The following is a 20,038-nucleotide window of genomic DNA, read 5'->3' as shown; positions in this document are numbered from 1 at the left end:
CCCAGTCGTTGCAACGTCCCCTTGAATCAGCCGCTTCGCCGAATCGCGTGGATCACCGACCCGCACTTCGATCATGCCAAACTCGATGTTTGGCAGTCGTGGGTGGCAAAGCTGCTGGAACTGGATCCCGACGCGATTCTGATCACGGGCGATTTGTCCGAGGGAGACGACGTTGCCTATCAATTGCGATGCCTGGCCGAGACCCTGGATCGGCCGATTCACTTCGTGCTGGGCAACCACGATTTCTATGGCAAATCGATCGCGTCCACCCGGCGCGATCTGATCGCCCTGTGCCGTGACGTTCCACAACTGACCTACCTGACCGACCATCCCCCGGTGCCGCTCAATGCCTCAACCGCCTTGATCGGAGAGGATGGCTGGGGCGATGCGACGGAGGGCAACTACGCCGGCTCGATGGTTCGCCTGAACGACTTCCAACTGATCGAAGACTTTCGCACCAGCCACCCCGATGGCTGGCAATCCTTGCTCAAGGCCGAGGGGAAAGCCGCGGCGGACCGGATCGCTGAAAAGCTACGCAACTTGCCCGACGAGATCACGCAAGTCTTGATTGCCACGCATGTGCCGCCGTTTCGAGAAGCCTGTTGGTACGAAGGCAAAACGACGGATGACAACTGGGCCCCGTTCTTCGTCTGCGGTCAAGTTGGGCAAGCACTCCGCGAAGCCGCCGCCCAAGCCCCCAACCGGAAACACGTTGTCCTCTGCGGTCACACCCACCACGACGGTGTGGCACAGATGACCGACAACCTCGTTGTCCACACTGGTTTTTCACGCTATGGCAGCCTGGAAATCGAGTCGATGCTGACGATCGAAGAGGATATCATCGAACTCTCACGTCCCACCCTTTGCTTCCCATGACAACGGGCACCAGCGTCCTGTTGGTTCCCAAACGATCTTCCAGCCCCGCGGTCAGCAACGTAGACTCAAGCAGCCAATGGTCACCCACTCGCCCTCGTAGCTCAGCTGGATAGAGCAGCGCATTCCTAACGCGCAGGTCACAGGTTCAAATCCTGTCGGGGGTATTTTTCATTCGGTTCCCAGCGGCGGACGCCGATGGCGACAGCCTGTCGCCACTTCCTGGCGGTCCCTTCCGTGTGTTCGTGCTCGACAGAACGATCCGAACCAGTCCCCACGGGACGACACGTTGTCGCCACGGGCATGAGCCCAATGCCATCTACGTTAGAACCAACCGAGGGGATTTTGTTAGCGGAACGGCGCAAGCCGTCCGGTAAAACGTGGATGTTTTCCGGCGCGTCACCGGACGGCTCGCGCCGTTCCGCTACAAAGTAGATGGCATTGGGCATGAGCCCGTGGAGCAGAGACAGCACGCAACCAGCAAGCCCCGACGGGGTGACAGGTGCCTGGAGCTTGTGAGCGACCTGCCGTGCGATCGCCCATGGCTGGCGTACACCCCGTAGCGATGCTTGCGAGCTCTAATGAGTGACCGTCAACACCGACCGCTGGATCGAGTGCGAAACGACCCGCGTTCTCCACGCCGGCGATGGCACGCTGAGCCTCCGCGTCTCACGCCAGGGCGAAGCAGGTCGGCGGGAATGATCGGGTGCAACGATGGGAGCCGTTTGGGCGTCGGCCTGGACTGCGAAATGTTTGGTGTTGACGCTCTGATCGCGGATGCAAATTTTCTTCCGGCTACTGTCTTTCTCCATCCCGGTAGGGATGTCGGATGGTAGCCGGGGGTCGCTGCGTGGGACGTTCGAAAAATAAACGGTGGCTGGCGTCTGGGTTTCGCCCCGGATGGGGCCGTCGTGCGTAGCTCGGGGCGGAAGCCCCGAGAGACCGATGCCGGAAAACAAACGGTCGCCCCGGATGGGGCCGTCGTGGGAGTTGGGGGCGTCCCTCGCTCACGCGTCGGGTTGTGATGAGTGGTCTTGGCCGACTCTGACGGGCAAGAATGCCCGTCGTCCATTCGTTGAACCATTTTTGGCGACTGAGTCGACAAGCCGTCAACATTTGACGCTCTGATCGCGGATGCAACTTTTCTTCCGGCTACTGTCTTTCGCCATCCCGGTAGGGATGTCGGATGGTAGCCGGGGGTCGCTGCGTGGGACGTTCGAAAAATAAACGGTGGCTGGCGTCTGGGTTTCGCCCCGGATGGGGCCGTCGTGCGTAGCTCGGGGCGGAAGCCCCGAGAGACCGATGCCGGAAAACAAATGGTCGCCCCGGATGGGGCCGTCGTAGGAGTTGGGGGCGTCCCTCGCTCACGCGTCGGGTTGTGATGAGTGGTCTTGGCCGACTCTGACGGGCAAGAATGCCCGTCCTCCATTCGTTGAACCATTTTTGGCGACTGAGTCGACAAGCCGTCAACATTTGACGGTCCGATCGCGGATGCAACTTTTCTTCCGGCTTCTGTCTGTCATCCCTACCGGGATGAAAACTTGCGCAAACGGATCGCCAAGATCGTGGTCCAGGCTGATGTCGGTGACCGTACCGGTCAGCCATGCTGGCCCACAAACACCGGAACCGCGTCACGCGGGTAACCCCCAACTGCTAGCGGCAGGGCGCGAGCCCTCCGGTCTCGACACTTCCAGTCAATCTCAAGATCAGGCACTTCGTCGCTGCCAAGGTGATGCTGACGATAGGTTCGACCAGTACCGTCTTCGTACCAGCTTGATCCGCACCGAGTCCCGCCGATGTCCAGCCTTGTCCACGACCGAGAGATCACCTGGCAACTTTAACTCGGGCCCTTTCAAGACATTCTCGATCGCGTTGTTTAATTCGCTGCCGGGGTCTTCCGACATGGCAAGAAAGTCGGGCGCGAATCTGCCCGCGTCGGCCAACGCTTCGTTGAGACAGTCGATGTCCCGTTTCTGCCACGAAGCGTGAGCCACACGGATCCCACCGATCTCAATCGCAACCGGAAGCGTTTTGAACCAGGTGATCGCGTCGGCGAGTTCGCCGGCGACAACTGATCCAGCGTCGCCTGATGCTGCTTGAAATTCCTGTCCGCATGAGCCGGAAACCATTCGCTGGTCTTTCCAGACCAGGGCTTCCCAGGCCGCGGAGTATGAAACGCGATCGCGTTGCACTCATGGTTCCCCATCACCGCGAGCGCGTCCCCCGCATCCACCATCGCCCGAGCAATCTCGACGACTTCTCCGATCGCCGATCCCCGATCGACGAAGTCACCAACGAAGACAGCCTTTCGATCGGGATGCCGATAGCCACGGCGGCGTGAGCTATATCGCAAATCGGAAAGCAATGCTTTTAGTTCATCAGCATGCCCATGAGTGTCACCAATGATGTCGTACATATGTCAATTCGACCTGGATCGTCGCTGCACGGTTTGCGATTGCTTGTTCCCGCGAATCATGAAATCCACCATTTCACGGTAGTTGGCGATGAAGTGATCGGATGGAGTTGGGAACCAGCCCTGCATTAACGGTGGTTCGCCAGTTGGAGCGTTCGTTGGTGCCTGCGATTGCGACAAGCGTCGGATATAAGCATCCAGATCGGCCTCCGAAAATGACTCAGGGAACCCGTCATCTCGTGTTAGGGGCGATAGTGAATTCGTTGCACCAAAACTACGTAAACGCAATCTCTCCGATCGCTCAATCTCCCCGTCACTGTAACGCACCATGTGACCAAAATGAGTGAAGGGATCTACGGCCTTTACGACTGGGTCCATGTCATTGACAAAGAAAACGTACTTGTCGCCGAGTTCCGGTTCCAAGAACCTTCGCATGTCTGAACGGACCACCTTGGGCTGGCCGAACGTCATCACGCCGGCAATCGGGTGCTTCTTATCGACGATGAGATCATGCGCACAAACAACAGAGAGAGCGCCCCAAGACTATGGCCGGTAATCCAAACCTGCTTCGACTGAAATCTGTGTAGCAGGTCATTGACTTGCCGATGCATGGAATCGCTGTAGCCAGATCGAAAACCACCGTGCATCGAGCCGTTATCATTCGTCGACTTGATGAAGTTCAAGTCTTGAAGCACATCGTACAAACTACTTTCGGTTCCTCTCAAAACGATGACGGCATGATCGCCCATTTTGACGACGTAACCGTTCATCGAACCAGAGTTGATGGTCTCCGAATCAAACCCTCGATTTGCAAGTTTCGAGCGAGCGTCAACCGGATCAAGGTATGAGATCTGGCACAGTTCCCACATGACCTCCATGACGGGCCACATTGGGCTCCCAGTCGTTGCGGTCCTCTTTTCGGGTTTCACCCGCCCAAGGGTTGCCGAACTGCCCCACCGAAAATGCCATCGCCGCTGAAAGAAACGCAATGGCACCAGCGGCCAAGAGGAATCGGGCGAATTCAGGCCGCACGAACCGAGTTGCCGCTATCGCGAACCTCAGGACTCCTGCTGCCGCCGCATGCGGGATCATGCCGGTGAAGTAAACACCAGCGGACGCGAATCCAAACGCCGCGAACAACCGAGCCCAGTCTTTGGTTTCGCGACACTGCCCCCAGAGCAATGCAACTGCGATGCTTAGCAAGGCATATCCAAGAATGGCCACGGTAATCTCCATTTGTTTCGAGCGATCGGGTTCTGTTGCGATTGGTAGCAGATCCCTCCACGCGATCTTGCAACTGACACCGTGAGCATTCGGGCGAATGCTCTGGCACGCTAGGTCAACACGTCAAATTCAATCCCGAACCTGCAGTAGTTTGGTGTCGCGTTGTGAAACGTGCTGAACTGAATCTTCGTCTTGTGCTGGATGGCGACTTGCTGAGCAACGTAGAGCCCGAACCCGGATCCGTCAGTATCCGTTGCAATTCGCACGCTTCGACCGAAAATTGAATCGTCGAGCTGGAGCACGCTTGAACATTCGTTGGTTACTTCGACAAGTAGCTTGTCTTGCACGTCAAAGGGCTGCTCTTTGAGTGAAAACTCAACAACAATTTCAGAGTCGCCAGGGGAGTACTTTATTGCGTTCTGGATGAGGACAGTTGGTATTATCGAAATTGTTTTGTCACAAGCGGCGATTTCAGATTGAAAGTTGTAGTTCGCGTGTAGCGAGATTCTGCCCGTGTTTCCAGCGGGGCGATAAATCCTCGCGCACTTGTCGAATAGTCGATAGGGCTGCACGCGTGAGCGAACAGGTAGCCTCATCAGCGTTTCGTTAGCAACCAACTCGATAATATTGAAGTGCGTAGACATCATTTCTGATGCCTTCCATATCTTGACTGTCTCTGGATTCGCAAGCGTTGGATCGTCTCTGTTTTCACGCAGGCACATTCGTTCAGCAGTTTGCTTTACTTCGCGATTGAGCTTTCGGATTTCGTGTAGCCCGGCACTCACGCCGTCAAATGTCTTTTGCTCAACGGAATCCAGCTCCTTCGCAACATTCTGCAAGCTGCTGGATGCTCGGCCTACTTCAGTTGACGCAATCTTATTCTTTTTGTTCGACTTAGCCCGCGCGGATTCATTCTTGCCACCTAGCCGGGGGTACGGTATGAACCCGGTCAATGCAAAGTCGCCACGTGGGGTACTTACCTTGCGACTCGCAAACCCGTGGGGACAGGGAATTTCGTCAGCACCGAAAGCTCGTTGCTCAGCGAGTCGCTGGTAGTGCTGACGACAGGAGTCATCTTTCTCAAACGCGCGCCTGCAAAATTCAGGCGTTCCCACTATCAAGCCCGATGAAGGCGTATTGATAGCGGCCAGATTCACAATCGGAAGTGGCGACAATGAAGACAGAAGATCCTGTTTACTCATATCGCCTGAGCCCCAAGTTCGAGAAGCTTTGAAGCAATCGCACTGACGACAGCCTTGCCTTCATCGCTCTTTGCGGCATCTAACGCGACAGTTTTCCAATACGAATGCTTCTTAGGGCTCTCGACAGCTCTAACAAAAGCATCCTGAAGCCGCAGATCATCAGCAGTTCCCGGAGCAATCGCGCAGCGATGAAGGAATGATTTCCAAGTGTTGGATACGCTTCGAGATTTTTTAAGTCCCTCTACGATCTTTTCAATACTTTCCTGCACACCGGCGTCCTTATCCAGGTTGCCGTCAGAGAGCACATAGAAGTCGGCATGGCAGCTCCGCAGTGCTTTGGATGTATATGCAAAAACGATGGTCGAGGGACTGATCGCTTTGATGTGCTTCAACAGGGACAGCCCCTCGTCATCGCCAAAAGTTGTCCCCACCTCACCGAAATCCAAAAGAATCAAGTCGTATCGGCACTGTTCGATTGAGCCGCTAACTTGCGAGTTGATGTCGGAAACGTGGTCTACGGCGAAACCGTAGTCTTTAAGGTCCTGCAGGAGGCTAGGAGCCTCGTCATCAATCACAAGAATTCGACTGCGATTTACCAATTCTGCACGAGGAAGCGACTCGCCAAGCTCTGCGATCGTTCTTTTTTTGAATCCGAACATGGTTGGATTTGGCTCCTGAGTTGTGAGTTAGATCGTAAGCATATCAACAAACACCATCGCGTCAAACAAAAGGACGAAATGCCGGCAAGTTTGCCGGCACATTTGCGATGATGTCTTGACGTGAGCGATTGGCTGCGGATAATACCTCCCGCTGGCCTTAATCGATGTGGGAGATGAAGTGGGAAGCGTGGCGTTCAATTCAGTGCCGGAGCATGCGGCGGAGTTCGGCTTGATTGCCGGACCCAGTGGGCCGCATTCCAGCCGGACAATGACGCTTGAGGACGTTCGCCAGATATTCGATGCATTGCCGGAAGATGCTGAATTCGCGGACTACCACCGCGTGGTTGTTGATGAAAACCTGTTGGGTAAATCGACGGACTCCAATCGCAAAGGAACTTTGCGTCGACTCCGTGAGCTTTACTCGCTTGATAAGTCGGTTCCCTTATTTCGTGTCTTTCGATCGCTGTGGGACTTGGATGAATCAGGGCAACCACTACTGGCGATTTTGATTGCGTACGCTCGCGACCCGTTGCTGCGATCAACCGCGACAACCGTTTTGGAGACGCCGGATGGCATGGAACTGATGCGTCAATTGGTTTGTAGCTCGATCGATGACTTCACGAACGGACGCATGGGTGAGTCAACAATCGACAAGGTTGCGCGCAACACAAGTTCATCCTGGAGTCAGTCTGGACACTTAGTTGGACGGGTTCGGAAGGTGCGAACACAAGTCGATGCAACACCAGTCACGGTCACCTTTGCTTTGCTGCTCGGGTACGTCATGGGGCTGCGCGGCAAGAAGTTGTTGTCCAGCGAGTTCATGCGACTACTGGATGCAGCAGAGGATATCGCGTTAGCTCGGGCGATTGACGCGAGAAGGCTGGGGCTGATTTCCCTGCGTGAAGCACAAGATATTTTTGACGTTGGCTTTGGTGCTCTGTTAACCGAACGTGAACTGAGGATTGCAAATGGGACGAATTGAAGACCTAGCCGACAGTTACGAGCGAAACATTAAAGCGCCTTGGCAGAAGAATCTTGCCGGCGCCCAGAAAGCAATCTTCGTTGTCTATGCGAAAGAGGATGAACGAAAGCTCAATGCACGAATCGGTGACTTTGAAGTCCGCACGAAGGGTGCCGGCCACGGCTGGCGACAGCTTGATCTCGCTCCACTGTTTCCAGCATGGATGTCAGCGGAAGAATACCGCGAGTCCTATTTTGAATGTCCAGAAGATTTACAGCTCAAGCTGGACACTGAGTTTTTCGACTATGTCGTCGCGGCTGTGCGGGCCGAGTTGACTGCCGAGGATGTTGATGAAAACACTGTCGTCGCAATCTACGGCACATCTTCGCTGTATGGATTCCTGCGAGTCTCCGAGGTACTAGATAAATCGGTCGGCGACATCCGCGGACGCATGGTGTTGTTCTTTCCTGGAACATTTCAGCAAGACAACTACAGCCTGCTGGGCGCTCGTGATGGCTGGAACTATCTCGCCACGCCCATCACGCTTCACCAAGGCGAATAGCCGGCTATTCCACGCACAGCAAATCAAACAAAAAGTCTATCGAGAGCCGATTCATGATTAAGAACAGCGAGCTATTCGTCCGTGATCCAGCCCATTCGGAGCTGATGAATAATGGTCAGGCACGGATCACGTCGGAAGGTACCGACCAGGAACGCGACACGCTTCGCGAAGAGCTTTCAAATTTTGTATGCGAAGGCCAGTACGAAGATGGAATGGTTCGCATCTTGGAGTCGTATCTTCAGCACCTTAATGGCACAAGTCAGCCGGCCGCCTGGGTCAGCGGCTTCTTTGGAAGTGGTAAATCTCACCTTCTAAAGATGCTGTGTCACCTCTGGATCGACACCGAGTTTCCTGATGGTTCTCGCGCCCGTTCGCTGGTAAAGGATTTACCCGAGGACGTGGTCGCAGCGTTGAAGGAGCTGGACACCGAAGGACGCAAGGCTGGCGGGCTCCACGCCGTTTCGGGAACGCTGCCATCGGGTGACACCAGCAGCGTTCGTTTGACCGTCTTGGGCATGATCCTGCGATCAAAGGGACTACCCGAACAATATGCTCCGGCAAAGTTCTGCCTCTACCTCAAAAACAACGGTTTCTACGATCAAGTCAAAGCTGCCGTTGAAGCCAAGGGAAAAGACTTCTTTCGCGAGCTGAACGACCTGACCGTCAGTCCCGTATTGCACGACGCCTTGGTGGAGGTCGATGCCGGATATGGTGACCGCAAGTCGGCACGGGAAACGATCCGAGGGCAGTTCAAGAAACCAGCGGACATTTCCTCGTCGGAATTGTTACAGCTGACACGTGAAGTGCTTTCGGTCGATGGGAAGTTGCCATGCACGATCATCGTGCTGGACGAAGTGCAAATCCACATTGGCGACTCGAAGGATCGGACTCGAGATGTAGTCGATGTTGCCGAAGCGCTCAGCAAGCAGTTGGAATCTCGGATCATCGTTGTTGGTGCGGGACAGAACGCACTCGCGTCCCAGGCACCACACTTCAAATGGCTTCAAGATCGCTTCACGATCCCGATCGAACTTTCGGACACCGATGTCGAAACGGTGACGCGTCGTGTCTTGTTGCAGAAAAAGCCCGAACACGTTGACGCGATACGCAAGTGCCTCGACGTACACTCCGGTGAAATCGAACGTCAGCTCTCTGGGACGCGAATCGGAAGCAAAGGCAGCGACCGCGAAATCATGGTTGAAGACTATCCCTTGCTGCCGGTACGACGTCGGTTTTGGGAGCACGTGTTCCGCGCCGTCGATCCAACAGGCACGAGCGGAATGCTTCGGTCTCAGTTGCGAATCATTCACGATGCGCTACACGACTACGCATCCAGCGGACTAGGCACGGTGGTGCCGGCCGATCTGATGTTCGACCAGCTTCAGCCGAGCCTGGTTCACCAAGGTGTGCTACTTCGTGAACTCGATGAAACAATTCGATCACTCGACGACGGCACCGAAAAGGGAAAACTGAAACGCCGGCTTTGCGGTCTGACCTTCTTGATTCGCAAGATCCCACGTGAGGCCGGATTTGATATCGGCGTTCGCGCGTCGGAGGAGATGCTGGCCGACTTGATGGTCAGCGATCTCCAAGACGACGGGGCGCGGCTTCGCAAAGAGATTCCGGATTTGCTTGAAGAACTCGTCAACGACGGAATTTTGCTGAAGGACCACAGTGAATACAACCTTCAAACCAAGGAGTATTCCGACTGGGACGCTGAGTTCCGCAAGCGAGAGCAGCAGCTCAATGCAAACTCTAGCGAGCTAACCTCCAAGCGTGACGCGCTGATCCGTGCAGCCAGTCATGACGCCATCAAGGGTATTTCGCTGATCCAAGGTGAGCGAAAAGAGAAACGCAAGTTGGCGATCCACTTCGGCGACGATGCCCCGGTCGTCGACGGTGATGCGGTACCCGTATGGATTCGAGATGAGTACTCGGCCAGTGAAAAGAACGTGGTCGATTCAGCTCGTGCCGCCGGAACCGACAGTCCGATTGTCTTTGTCTTCCTGCCGCGCGGAAACTCGAAGGACTTAGAGAAGCAGATCGTTCGTTATGAGGCTTCGACTGGAACCATCAAAATCAAAGGTGTCCCGAGCACGCCAGAGGGAGACGAAGCACGGAGCGCGATGGAAAGTCGGCAAACTGATGCCCAGCGTACTCGCGATGAAATCCTTGGTGAAATTGTCGACGCCGCCAAAGTATTCAAGGGCGGCGGTGCCGAGGTGATGTCACTTACGATCGAGGAAAAGGTCAAAGACGCCGCCAAGGATGCCCTCGACCGGATGTTTCCCAAGTTTGGTGACGGTGACCACAAGAATTGGCCTGTCGTCATCAGTCGTGCCAAGAACAACGACGATGCACCACTGGGCGCCGTTAGTTGGACGGGCGAAACAAAGGGCCACCCCGTATGCAAAGCCTTACTGCGTGAGATCGGGGCCGGATGCGAAGGTCGTCAGCTGCAGAAGATTTTTGGAAACGCACCCTACGGCTGGTCGCAAGACGCGATCGACGGCGCAATCATGGCGTTGCACAACTCAGGCGATATCACCGTTCGTGCTGGCGGTGACAGCGTCCCGCCGGGCAAGTTGGACCAGACCAAGATAAAGAAGGCAGAACTCCGGCAGGAAACGATCACGCTATCCGCCAGTGACAAGATTGCCCTTCGCGGCTTGTTCCCGACGGCCGGGGTTCCGACACGTCCAAGCGATGATTTGGAAGATAAGTCAAGCGAGTTCCTCAAGGCGATGTTTGACTTGGCCAGCCGCGCTGGCGGCGACGCACCACTGCCGGTTCGCCCCGATACGGATCATCTGACTGACCTGCGAAATCACGCAGGCAACGAACGACTGGCAAAGCTGCTGGCCGTTCGTGATGAACTCAGCAAGCAAGCCGAGGATTGGACAGCGCTTGCCGAGCTATCCGAGAAGAGAATGCCCCAGTGGCAACGCCTCGGTCGGCTGATGAAGCACGGTGACGGGATGGATGAGTTCGCCGACATTCGATCTGCGGCAGATGGAATACGCGACAGTCGTTTGCTGCTGGAGAAGACCGATCACGTAACGCCGTTGGTCAAGAAAGCCGCGGCGGCCTTGCGGTCGGCAGTGACGTCGGCTCACGATCAATACGAAAGCACCTACAACTCCGAGTTTGAGTCATTGAAGGCCAGCGAGTCATGGCAGAAGACGGATGCAGCAAAACAGTCTGAGTTGATGCAGGCAGAAGGATTGAACGGAGTTCCAGCGATCTCCGTTGGCAGCGACGACGAACTGCTGCGAACGCTTGATGCGACTCCTCTTTCATCGTGGAAAGACAAGACTGACGCACTGACCAGTCGATTTGCCAGTGTTGACGCGAGAGCCGCCAAGCTGCATGAACCCAAGCTTCAACGTATGCACTTGTCGAGTGGAACCTTGAAGACGCCTGATGATGTGAAGTTTTGGTTGGCAGAGCAGGAGGCAGCCATCAATCAAAAACTGAAAGACGGCCCTGTCGTCATTAGCTAGAGGCGTAAGCTCTAGCTTGCGAATCAAATCCAATCATTTAATCGAGAACAAATCATGCTCACCGACCAAGAATTGAAGGAGCTTTACGAGGACATCGAGTCTGATCGCGTTGAACGGAAGCAATCGGCTGCCGATCCGAAGAAGATTCAACAGGCGATTTGTGCCTTCGCTAATGACATGCCGGGGCACAAAAAACCTGGAGTTCTGTTCATTGGCGTAAAAGATGATGGCAGCTGCATGAATCTCCCGATTGATGACAAACTACTACTTAATCTCTCTCAACTGCGTTCTACCGGCAACATTCTTCCGCTCCCGTCATTGATCGTGCAGAAGAAAACGATCAATGGTTGTGAAGTAGCAATTGTGATTGTCGAACCATCGCGGCTTCCCCCTGTTCGTTTTAAGGGACGGAGCTGGATTCGAGTTGGCCCTCGTCGCGATACGGCTACGCGTGAAGAAGAGCAAAGGCTTACCGAACGACGAAGGGCTGGTAACCTACCGTGGGATATGCAGCCGATCTCTTCGGCGACCTTAGACGACCTTGACCTAGATCTGTTTCGAAATACGTATCTACCTTCTGCAATTGCGCCACAAGTAATCGCAGAAAACAAAAGAACAATCGAGCAGCAACTTAGATCGCTGCGGTTCCTTGACGCCGATGAGGTAACGCCTACGGTTGCTGGTTTGCTCACACTAGGCAAGTCGCCAGCTGATTTCTTGCCAGGTGCATACTTACAGTTTGTGAAGATTAACGGAACTAAACTCTCTGATCCCGTGGCGAGTCAGCGAGCGATCCATGGCCCGATATCAGAGTTGATTCGGAAGTCGGAAGAAACAGTAGAAGCTAACATTGAAATCGAAACCGACTTTAAGTCCGCTCCTACGGAAATTCGTGTCCCCGATTATCCAATTGTCGCCATCCAACAACTGCTGCGAAACGCAATCATGCACCGTAGCTATGAAACGACCAACGCGCCAACGCGACTAATGTGGTTCAGTGATCGCGTTGAGATTCTAAGTCCCGGTGGCCCTTATGGCGCGGTAACCATTGAAAACTTTGGACGTCCGGGAGAAGCTGACTATCGCAACCCGACTATTGCAGAAGTAATGCGAAACCTTGGGTTTGTTCAAAAGTTTGGAGCTGGAATTCAGTCCGCACGAGATGCGCTGACCGACAACGGCAGTCCCCCATTAGAGTTGACCCCACAATCGACCTTTGTCTCCGTGACACTGAGGAAACGAACATGAGCGTTCCAATAGTGAGTCTGTTCAATTGCAAGGGGGGCGTTGGCAAAACCACGCTTACCGCTCATGTCGCAATCATGCTCGGCGAATTGGGATACCGCGTTGTTGTGGCAGATCTTGACCCGCAATACAACCTCTCTGCGATGTTGTTGACTGAGTCGCAGTTGGACCAAGGATGGAAATACGAGCGGACTGTTTTCGATGCGCTGGCTCCCTATCACAATGACGGTTCTGATATCCTTCCCCCACACCTTTGGCCGATCAGGGATGATGTTGCACTCCTATCGACGGACTTTCGTCAGTCCGACTTTGAGGAACGTTACGCGGCGGGCTGGAGTCTTGCTCAGCACGACAATGAAGAAGCTCTGAAGCAACTTCTTGGGTTTCGCTTCGTTCTTGAAATGGCAGCCGAAGCTCACGCAGCTGATGTCGTCCTCGTTGACTTAGCACCGCAGTTCTCTGCAATGAACCGAGCAGTGTTGGTGAACTGCACTCACTTGGCCGTTCCTCTTACACCGAATGCGCTCACACTACGAACGCTGCAGTTATTGGGAGCAACGCTCGGAAGATGGCAAAGTGAATGGCATGAAATCAATGAAACGCCGTGCTGCGCTAAGTATGGCGTTCCGATCCAAGATACACTCCCGATCGGATACATCGTCGGCCACATCCATCAGCGCGGTCGCACAACAACAGCCGCACTACAAGCGTCCATGCAACAAATCCCGGAACTGTATCATCGCAACATACTTAACCAGGAATTGAGTCACAGGACGCCGTTAGGCGAGGACGATGCGTGCCTTGCCATTATACGGAACTTTCATAGCTTGATCCAACTCGCCGATGACGCCAAGAAGCCAGTGTTTGATCTAAAACCTGCGGACGGAGCAATCGGAGCACACGGAGGCTACGTCCAAGAAGCCTACAAAGACTTTGAAAAACTAAGTAAAAAAATCGCGTCCCGTATTGGTTTGAGTACTTGAGTGGCATCATGACAACACTATCAAGCGAACTGAGACGGAAACTCGAAAAGGCGGTCGTTGATGCGCGTAAGGTGGCTGAGCAGGGTGCTCGCCAGGCGCTGGAATCGTTGACGGTGCATGAGGCCAAGCGGGGCGATCACATCAAAACCGACGAGCAGGTTCAACTGCGAAATCGGTTGCGTGCTCATGGTCGGTTCTTGGGGGATCGGCGGGATGCTTCGGGGGCGCAGTCGATTGATCGGTTGGTTGAGGAATGTGCGTATCAGCATTGGCACCGAATTCTGTTTGCTCGTTTCTTGGCCGAGAACGATTGTTTGTGGCATCCGCAATTGAAGGCGTTGGTCTCGCTGGAGGAAGTTGAGGAGCTAGCGCACGAAGAGGGTACGCACCAGTGGGAATTGGCGGGGCGTTTTGCTCAGGCTGCGTTGCCGGCCATCTTTCCTGCCGACAACCCGGTGTTGGAAGTCAAGTTGCCGCCAGAAGTGTTGAGCAGCCTGATCGAACTGGTCGAAGAGCCGGCGTCAGCGAGCGACAAGACGGGTCTCGTGCGGGCGGTGTTTCTCGCCGACGACAGTCTGGGCTGGGTCTATCAGTTCTGGCAGAACGACGCCAACAAGCGGGCGAATGATTCGGAAGAGAAGATCAACGCCGCGACGTTGCCGGCCGTGACTCAGTTCTTCACCGAAGACTACATGGTGATGTTCTTGCTGCACAATACTCTGGGTGCTTGGCATGCGGGCAAGGTATTGGCGGAGAATCCAGCGCTAGCCAAGACAGCTAAGGATGAAGATGAGTTGCGTCGAGCCGTTGCGTTGACCGAGGCAGGTGGATACGAGTTCGAGTACCTGCGGTTTGTTCGTGAGTCGCAAGAAACTGACGGCGAATCAGAGAATGGCGACGGACCATGGCGGCCGATGGGCGGCACGTTTGAAGGTTGGCCACGGACTGCGGCAGAGTTAAAAGTTCTTGATCCGTGTTGCGGTAGCGGGCATTTTTTGGTCGCTGCGTTTGAGCTGCTGGTTCGGCTACGAATGCGGGAAGAATCACTCAGTCTGTCAGCAGCGATTGACTCCGTATTGGAAGACAACCTATTTGGTTTGGAGTTGGACAAACGCTGCGTCCAGATCGCGGTGTTTAACGTCGCGATGTCCGCTTGGAAGATGGACCGTTATCGCGAATTGCCGTCCATGACGATCGCTCACGTTGGCCAGTCGATCGGGGCCACTCGCGAACAGTGGATGAAGTTGCTCAACAACGAGCCAACGGCTGAGTCTAACGAAGCAGATGGACCGACGCTTCCCGCTAAAGCTCAAGAAGGCCTTGGCTTTTTTTGGGGGCAGCTTTACGACATGTTCAGTCAGGCGTCGACATTGGGCAGTTTGATTAACCCGCGACGTTCGCTGGAGTCATTTCTGCTCAGCGATGTTCAAACCGAATATCTGTACGGGTTGCTTGAACGTTCCGTTGCCACTGATCCAAACACCGAACCGGAATCACATGAGTTGGGACTCGCTGCGAAAGGCTTGGCGACTGCAACGAAACTGCTAACGAATCAATACAGCTTGATTGTTACGAACGTCCCCTACCTAGGGAGCGTTAAGCAGGATGATCCTTTGCTGTTGCACACTGATGGATTCTACAAGACAGCAAAAGCTGATCTGTCGACGGCGTTGACACTGCGTTGCCTTGAATTCTGCCATGAATCTGGGACGGTGGCCATCGTCAGTCCTCAAAACTGGTTGTCGTTGTCGACATATAAGAAAATGAGGCACAAGCTATTTTCTGCCGCAAGGTGGAATTTCGTTGCTAGGCTCGGAAGCAACGCTTTTCGTGACATGAACTGGTGGGCCGCTACCACGGCACTTTTCGCGATCACACGGGAATCGCCGAAAGATTCAGGAATTATTGCTGGAATAGATGTTGGCTGCGACAAGGACCAAGACGCAAAGGCTGCAATGCTACAGGGTTCCGACAGAGCTGACTTGTTGCTCGTGCAGCAGTCAAGCCAGCTGGATAATCCAGGATATGCGTTGGTGCTGGAGACACGTTCGCTTGAGGACTTGCTGTTAAACACAAGCACCTCATACAAGGGACTTGGTACAGGTGATGATCAACGTTTCCGGCGTGACTTTTGGGAAGTTTGTGTCGATTCAGACTGGATATTGATGCAGTCATCGCCCTATGTGATGGAGCCGTGGGGCACGGGTTGCACCAAGGTGCTTTACTGGGAAAACGGAGACGGCGGACTTGCTTCAAGCCCAACTGCGTATCTCCGCAATCTTGACCAATGGGACAAGCCTGGGCTTATTTTTGGCATGATGAACAAGATACGCGGCACTCTTCGATATGGGGGACCGTGGGACACATCGTGCTGCCTAGTTGTCCCTGATAATGAGCAAGACATTGCACCACTCTGGTGTTTCGTTGAGTCCAATGAATTCAATACAGAGTTGAGAAGAATTAACCAGAAGGTAAGTGTTGAGGTCGCAAACTTCACTCAGGTGCCGTTCGATCGACAACGATGGGCCGCAGAAGCGATTGATCGTTTTCCTGCAGGGATACCTGAACCCGAGTCTAACGATCCAACGCAATGGCTCTTTCACGGCTGGCCATCCGAATCTACATCGCCGCTGCAAGTTGCCGCTGCTCGACTTCTAGGTTATCGCTGGCCGGCGGAACTCGACGCCGAGATGCGACTCAGTGAGCGTGCTCGCGATTTGGTTGATCGTTGCAGCGAGCTCGATTCATACATCGACGATGACGGCATTGTCTGCATTCCGTCGGTTCGCGGCGAAGATGCCGCTGCCGATCGTTTGGCTCGGTTGCTTTCCGCGTGCGATGTCACGACGAACGAGAATCTGGATGATTGGCTGCGCAACAAGTTCTTCAAGGAACACTGCGACACGTTCGATCAACGACCTTTCGTTTGGCACATCTACGACGGTCGTAAACAAGACGGTTTTCATGCACTGGTGAATTACCACAAGCTGGCTGGTCCAGGTGGCCGCAAGGTGCTGGAGAGTTTGACGTACAGCTACCTGGGTGACTGGATCACACGTCAAAAAGACGAAGTGAAACGTGAGTTGCCGGCTGCGGAGGCTCGCTTGCTGGCTGCCGAAGATCTGTTCAAACGTCTTGAAGCGATTTTGGCGGGCGAACCGCCCTACGATTTGTTTGTTCGCTGGAAGCCAATCCACGAGCAACCAATCGGCTTTGAACCGGACATCAACGATGGCGTCCGCATCAACATCCGGCCGTTCATGGCAGTGGACCTTCCTGGCGTCCCGAAAGACGCTGGCGTGTTCCGCATCAAGCCAAAGATCAAGTGGACCAAAGACCGGGGCAAGGAACCCGAACGTCCCATCGAAGAATACCCCTGGTTCTGGAGTTGGGACGAGAAGACGACTGACTTCACCGGAGGCGGCAAGTTCGACGGCGTTCGATGGAATGGCTGTCATTACACGAATGCATTTAAACGAAAAGCACGAGAAGAATGAACTGTTGTCGCTAATCCCGATCCCGTTTCGCCAAAACATCAAGACCTAACCCTGCAGTTCGCCCGGTCGGTTCATCTAAATAGGAATATCAATGACAAAGATTACCGGTAGCCGTTGGTGGAAGTTTGATTTCCACACGCATACACCATTTTCAACCGATACTGCGTGGGCCCCTCTAATCGGAAGCGACGACGAACTGACGCCCGAGGCATGGCTACATAAGTTTATGGAGGCCAAGATCGACTGTGTTGCCGTCACGGATCACAATGGCGGTGGCTGGATTGATCGGTTGAAAAGCGAATACGAAAAGCTAGAAAATTCGCGTCCCGAGTGGTTCCGGAAACTGGTTCTGTTTCCCGGAGTTGAGATTTCCGTCAATGGTGGATTTCATATGCTCGGAATTTTTGATCCTTCCGAGACCACCGCGACGATTGATTCGTTGTTGGGGGAGGTCAAGTTTCGCGGTACAAAAGGCGACCCCGAAGAGCGTACAGAACTCTCCTGCGAAGCCGTTGCGCGCGCCATCGTCGACTCCGGCGGGATTTGCATACCAGCGCATATCGACATCGAAAACGGCATCTTTCAAACCGACGCAACGGGAAAACTGATTGGTGACGCACCGACCACTCGACGGCTCATGGAGACCGGCTTGATTGAGGCTGTCGAAGTACGCGATTGCAAATGGACAGGTCCAGGGCTATTTCAAGACCTCAATTTGAACTTGCCTCACCTGCTCGCGACGGATTGCCATAACTTCCGGGGCGCGCGCACGCCAGGTGACCACTTCACGTGGATCAAAATGGGAAAGCCCTCATTGGATGGCTTGCGATTGGCGTTGATCGACGGCAATCCGTTGTCAGTTCTTCGCGGCGATGAAGTAACGAGCGATCCCAATCGCAAGCCTGCGATGGTGATTGAATCGGTGACGGTCGACAAACTGCGTCTGATGGGGCGCCGAACGCCAGAAACGGCTCCAATGAGTCCTTGGCTGACGACGCTGATCGGGGGACGCGGCAGCGGTAAGTCAACCATTATCGATTGCATTCGGATTGGACTGGACCGAATCGGAGACCTGCCCCAAGAACTGCGAGACGATTTCAACGACTTTGATCGTGTCGCTTTGTCTCGCCGAGAGCGTGGTGCGATGCTGGAGGATTCTCAAATAACGATTCGGATCAAAAAAGAGACGGGTCACTATCGGTTGCAATGGTCTCAGTTGAATCGGGAAATCCAGATTCATGCTCGTCAACCGGACGGAAGCTGGAAGGCTGCGGACGGCGTCGTTCGACAACGTTTTCCGGTACGCATGATGAGCCAGAAGGAGATCTTCGCAATCGCGAGGAATCCCCAGTCTTTGCTTGACTTGGTCGATGCCTCGCCCGAATTGGAACTGAACAGTTGGCGGGAGAAGAAGAAGCAACTCGAGACCAAATTTCGGCGATTGATGAGCGAAAAACGGGAATTGGTTGCACGGACTGCAACGAAACCTCGGTTAAAAGGTGAGCTCGAAGAAATCCTGGCACGAATCCTATTGTTCGAGAAGGGAGGGAATCGCGAGACACTGCGTCAATATCAGGTTTGCCGTCGCCAAACGCGGGAACTCGATACGCGTACGGAAGAGCTGGACGGCGTCGCTGAGACACTGGAAGGCATTTTGGATGCTTCGGGACCAGCCGATAGTGACGAATCCGTCTTTGATGCAGGTGATCCCGCAGACAAGTCGGCATTGGACTTGATTCGGGAAAGTTACGCTAAACAGGCCTCGGTTGTTTCTCAACTCGAGGCGATCATTAAGGACCTAAACGAATTCAATACAAAGTGGCGGGCGAGCCTGGATAAAAGTGATTGGCAGCAGAAAAACGCGCAAGTTGAAAGTGCGTACCTCGCCTTAACCAAGGAGTTGGAGCAAGCGGGAATTGCAGACCCGAAACAATATGCAAGTCTGGTACAACGCCGGCAACAGATCGAACGTGAACTCGGTGACATCGCTGCCTCGGAGAAAAAGATCGTTGAAATTGATTCACAATGGCGAGAAGTGGTTGAACAATTGGCGGACCATCGTTGTGAGCTGTCTCGTCGCCGAGAAGACTTTCTAAATCGCGTGCTTCGCGATAACGCTTACGTCAGGGTCAGGGTTCAACCGCTTGGCAATAACGACCGTGACTGCGAGGCGGGTTATCGTGCGGTCGTTCTGCGACCGGATAAAATGGAACGCGACATTTTAGATGACGATGGCAAAAAAGGAATTCTGGCAGGCTTGTACGACGACCTCTCGAGCGAAAGTGAGATGCGACGCGGCACTCTTATCGAGCGAATTATGGCAATTAAGAAGATGACGGCTCAGATGGCTGCGTCAGGTGTCGCGGCCGAGAAATGCACCAAGTGGTTCGCAAAGCATCTCAATAAACTTGCCCCTGAAGATCTTGATGGGCTGTGGACATGGTTTCCCGACGATGTGTTACTCGTCGACTATCGCCGCGATGTCAAGAAGGACGAATGGTCACCAATCGAGCAGGGATCTCCCGGCCAGCAAACCGCGGCTATTCTCGCTTTCATTCTCTCGCATGGTGACGAGCCGATCATCTTAGACCAGCCCGAAGATGATTTGGACAACCATTTAATCTATGACCTGATCGTTCGGCAGATCAGAGAATCCAAACGTGATCGGCAAATCATTATTGCAACACATAACCCAAACATTGTTGTCAATGGCGATGCGGAAATGGTGTTGGCAATGGACGTCGTTTCGACACAGTGTGTTGTGCATCAACAGAATAGTGGGTGTTTGCAAGAACGTGCAGTTCGCGAGGAAGTGTGCAAGGTGATGGAGGGTGGACGCGATGCGTTCTTGAAGCGGTACCGCCGGATTGTTCAGCCCAAGGGCCCATCGGAAAAGTAAACCAGTCGAGAGAACAT

At 54.2% G+C, this 20,038-nt stretch carries 15 protein-coding genes, 1 tRNA gene and 1 pseudogene; 10 read left to right on the top strand and 7 right to left on the bottom strand.

Translation table 11 applies throughout. The features are described 5' to 3' along the window. Positions 1-21 precede the first annotated feature (21 nt). Both PSR62_RS13110 and PSR62_RS13105 read left to right on the top strand, forming a co-directional pair. Positions 22-876 carry a metallophosphoesterase family protein gene (locus tag PSR62_RS13110; RefSeq protein ID WP_274403457.1) on the top strand — a complete coding sequence of 285 codons (855 nt, stop codon included), beginning with the start codon at positions 22-24 and terminating at the stop codon, positions 874-876. Positions 877-966: 90 nt separating this feature from the next. Then, positions 967-1,040, top strand: a tRNA-Arg gene (locus tag PSR62_RS13105). Positions 1,041-2,749: 1,709 nt separating this feature from the next. Here PSR62_RS13105 and PSR62_RS25610 read toward each other — a convergent pair. Then, the gene (locus tag PSR62_RS25610) at positions 2,750-3,289 is read right to left on the bottom strand and encodes a metallophosphoesterase (protein WP_338020071.1); all 540 of its coding nucleotides are present in this window, start codon (positions 3,287-3,289) and stop codon (positions 2,750-2,752) included. On the opposite strand from PSR62_RS25610, the gene PSR62_RS13090 reads away from it, so the two are divergent. After that, positions 3,290-3,418: a hypothetical protein gene (locus PSR62_RS13090; protein WP_274403456.1), complete on the top strand. Its 129-nt coding sequence runs from the start codon at positions 3,290-3,292 to the stop codon at positions 3,416-3,418. It begins immediately after the preceding gene. Between the two features lie 237 nt (positions 3,419-3,655). Here the strand turns inward: PSR62_RS13090 and PSR62_RS25745 are convergent. The 5 genes and pseudogenes from PSR62_RS25745 to PSR62_RS13075 form a co-directional block, all read right to left on the bottom strand. Beyond that, a pseudogene (locus PSR62_RS25745) lies at positions 3,656-3,811 on the bottom strand (hypothetical protein); the annotation flags it as partial. After that, positions 3,757-4,035, bottom strand: coding sequence for a lipase family protein (locus PSR62_RS25740; protein ID WP_443217426.1), 279 nt, complete (start codon positions 4,033-4,035; stop codon positions 3,757-3,759). The pseudogene PSR62_RS25745 and the gene PSR62_RS25740, both read right to left, overlap by 55 nt. A gap of 88 nt (positions 4,036-4,123) precedes the next feature. Further along, positions 4,124-4,510 (bottom strand): hypothetical protein, encoded by a 387-nt coding sequence (locus PSR62_RS13085; RefSeq protein WP_274403455.1) that lies wholly within the window; start codon positions 4,508-4,510, stop codon positions 4,124-4,126. Positions 4,511-4,620: 110 nt separating this feature from the next. After that, a complete protein-coding gene (locus PSR62_RS13080) occupies positions 4,621-5,712 on the bottom strand; it encodes an ATP-binding protein (protein ID WP_274403454.1) in 1,092 nt (363 codons plus the stop codon). Then, positions 5,709-6,371 (bottom strand): hypothetical protein, encoded by a 663-nt coding sequence (locus PSR62_RS13075; RefSeq protein ID WP_274403453.1) that lies wholly within the window; start codon positions 6,369-6,371, stop codon positions 5,709-5,711. Before PSR62_RS13075 ends, PSR62_RS13080 begins: the two co-directional genes overlap by 4 nt. 187 nt (positions 6,372-6,558) lie before the next feature. Between PSR62_RS13075 and PSR62_RS13070 the strand changes: the two genes are divergently transcribed. Genes PSR62_RS13070 through PSR62_RS13050 form a run of 5 tightly spaced genes read left to right on the top strand, consistent with a single transcriptional unit; the run spans position 6,559 to position 13,625 of the window. Continuing rightward, positions 6,559-7,353 (top strand): hypothetical protein, encoded by a 795-nt coding sequence (locus tag PSR62_RS13070; RefSeq protein ID WP_274403452.1) that lies wholly within the window; start codon positions 6,559-6,561, stop codon positions 7,351-7,353. Continuing rightward, positions 7,340-7,894 (top strand): BREX protein BrxB domain-containing protein, encoded by a 555-nt coding sequence (locus tag PSR62_RS13065; protein ID WP_274403451.1) that lies wholly within the window; start codon positions 7,340-7,342, stop codon positions 7,892-7,894. Before PSR62_RS13070 ends, PSR62_RS13065 begins: the two co-directional genes overlap by 14 nt. A gap of 53 nt (positions 7,895-7,947) precedes the next feature. Continuing rightward, entirely contained in the window at positions 7,948-11,397 is a 3,450-nt protein-coding gene (gene brxC / locus PSR62_RS13060) for a BREX system P-loop protein BrxC (protein WP_274403450.1), read from the top strand. A gap of 54 nt (positions 11,398-11,451) precedes the next feature. Beyond that, positions 11,452-12,645: an ATP-binding protein gene (locus tag PSR62_RS13055; protein WP_274403449.1), complete on the top strand. Its 1,194-nt coding sequence runs from the start codon at positions 11,452-11,454 to the stop codon at positions 12,643-12,645. After that, positions 12,642-13,625, top strand: a complete 984-nt coding sequence (locus PSR62_RS13050) for a ParA family protein (protein WP_274403448.1) — start codon at positions 12,642-12,644, stop codon at positions 13,623-13,625. Before PSR62_RS13055 ends, PSR62_RS13050 begins: the two co-directional genes overlap by 4 nt. Before the next feature lie 20 nt (positions 13,626-13,645). Here PSR62_RS13050 and PSR62_RS13045 read toward each other — a convergent pair whose 3' ends face one another. Then, the gene (locus tag PSR62_RS13045) at positions 13,646-13,813 is read right to left on the bottom strand and encodes a hypothetical protein (RefSeq protein ID WP_274403447.1); all 168 of its coding nucleotides are present in this window, start codon (positions 13,811-13,813) and stop codon (positions 13,646-13,648) included. 108 nt (positions 13,814-13,921) lie between these two features. Here PSR62_RS13045 and PSR62_RS13040 point away from each other — a divergent pair, with 108 nt between their 5' ends. Together PSR62_RS13040 and PSR62_RS13035 are read left to right on the top strand one after the other, a co-directional pair. Then, positions 13,922-17,122 carry an Eco57I restriction-modification methylase domain-containing protein gene (locus PSR62_RS13040; protein WP_274403446.1) on the top strand — a complete coding sequence of 1,067 codons (3,201 nt, stop codon included), beginning with the start codon at positions 13,922-13,924 and terminating at the stop codon, positions 17,120-17,122. A 91-nt stretch (positions 17,123-17,213) separates the two neighbouring features. Continuing rightward, complete coding sequence (locus tag PSR62_RS13035) at positions 17,214-20,021, top strand: TrlF family AAA-like ATPase (protein WP_274403445.1); 2,808 nt, start codon at positions 17,214-17,216, stop codon at positions 20,019-20,021. The last annotated feature ends 17 nt before the right edge of the window (positions 20,022-20,038 follow it).

It is taken from the genome of Rhodopirellula sp. P2, from assembly GCF_028768465.1.
In the GTDB taxonomy this organism is placed as follows: Bacteria; Planctomycetota; Planctomycetia; order Pirellulales; family Pirellulaceae; genus Rhodopirellula.
Note: the sequence above shows the minus strand (reverse complement) of the source record. Positions and strands in the feature narration are given on the sequence as shown.

Coding starts and splice junctions, on each gene's coding strand:
- PSR62_RS25610 (WP_338020071.1), bottom strand. CDS start 3,289: ATGTACGACATCATTGGTGACACTCATGGGCATGCTGATGAACTAAAA.
- PSR62_RS13090 (WP_274403456.1), top strand. CDS start 3,290: ATGTCAATTCGACCTGGATCGTCGCTGCACGGTTTGCGATTGCTTGTT.
- PSR62_RS13035 (WP_274403445.1), top strand. CDS start 17,214: ATGACAAAGATTACCGGTAGCCGTTGGTGGAAGTTTGATTTCCACACG.
- PSR62_RS13080 (WP_274403454.1), bottom strand. CDS start 5,712: ATGAGTAAACAGGATCTTCTGTCTTCATTGTCGCCACTTCCGATTGTG.
- PSR62_RS13065 (WP_274403451.1), top strand. CDS start 7,340: ATGGGACGAATTGAAGACCTAGCCGACAGTTACGAGCGAAACATTAAA.
- PSR62_RS13045 (WP_274403447.1), bottom strand. CDS start 13,813: ATGAGCACGCAACCGATTTCGCAGTTGAACCTGCTCGTCGGTTTTGAT.
- PSR62_RS13050 (WP_274403448.1), top strand. CDS start 12,642: ATGAGCGTTCCAATAGTGAGTCTGTTCAATTGCAAGGGGGGCGTTGGC.
- brxC (WP_274403450.1), top strand. CDS start 7,948: ATGATTAAGAACAGCGAGCTATTCGTCCGTGATCCAGCCCATTCGGAG.
- PSR62_RS13055 (WP_274403449.1), top strand. CDS start 11,452: ATGCTCACCGACCAAGAATTGAAGGAGCTTTACGAGGACATCGAGTCT.
- PSR62_RS25740 (WP_443217426.1), bottom strand. CDS start 4,035: ATGGGCGATCATGCCGTCATCGTTTTGAGAGGAACCGAAAGTAGTTTG.
- PSR62_RS13075 (WP_274403453.1), bottom strand. CDS start 6,371: ATGTTCGGATTCAAAAAAAGAACGATCGCAGAGCTTGGCGAGTCGCTT.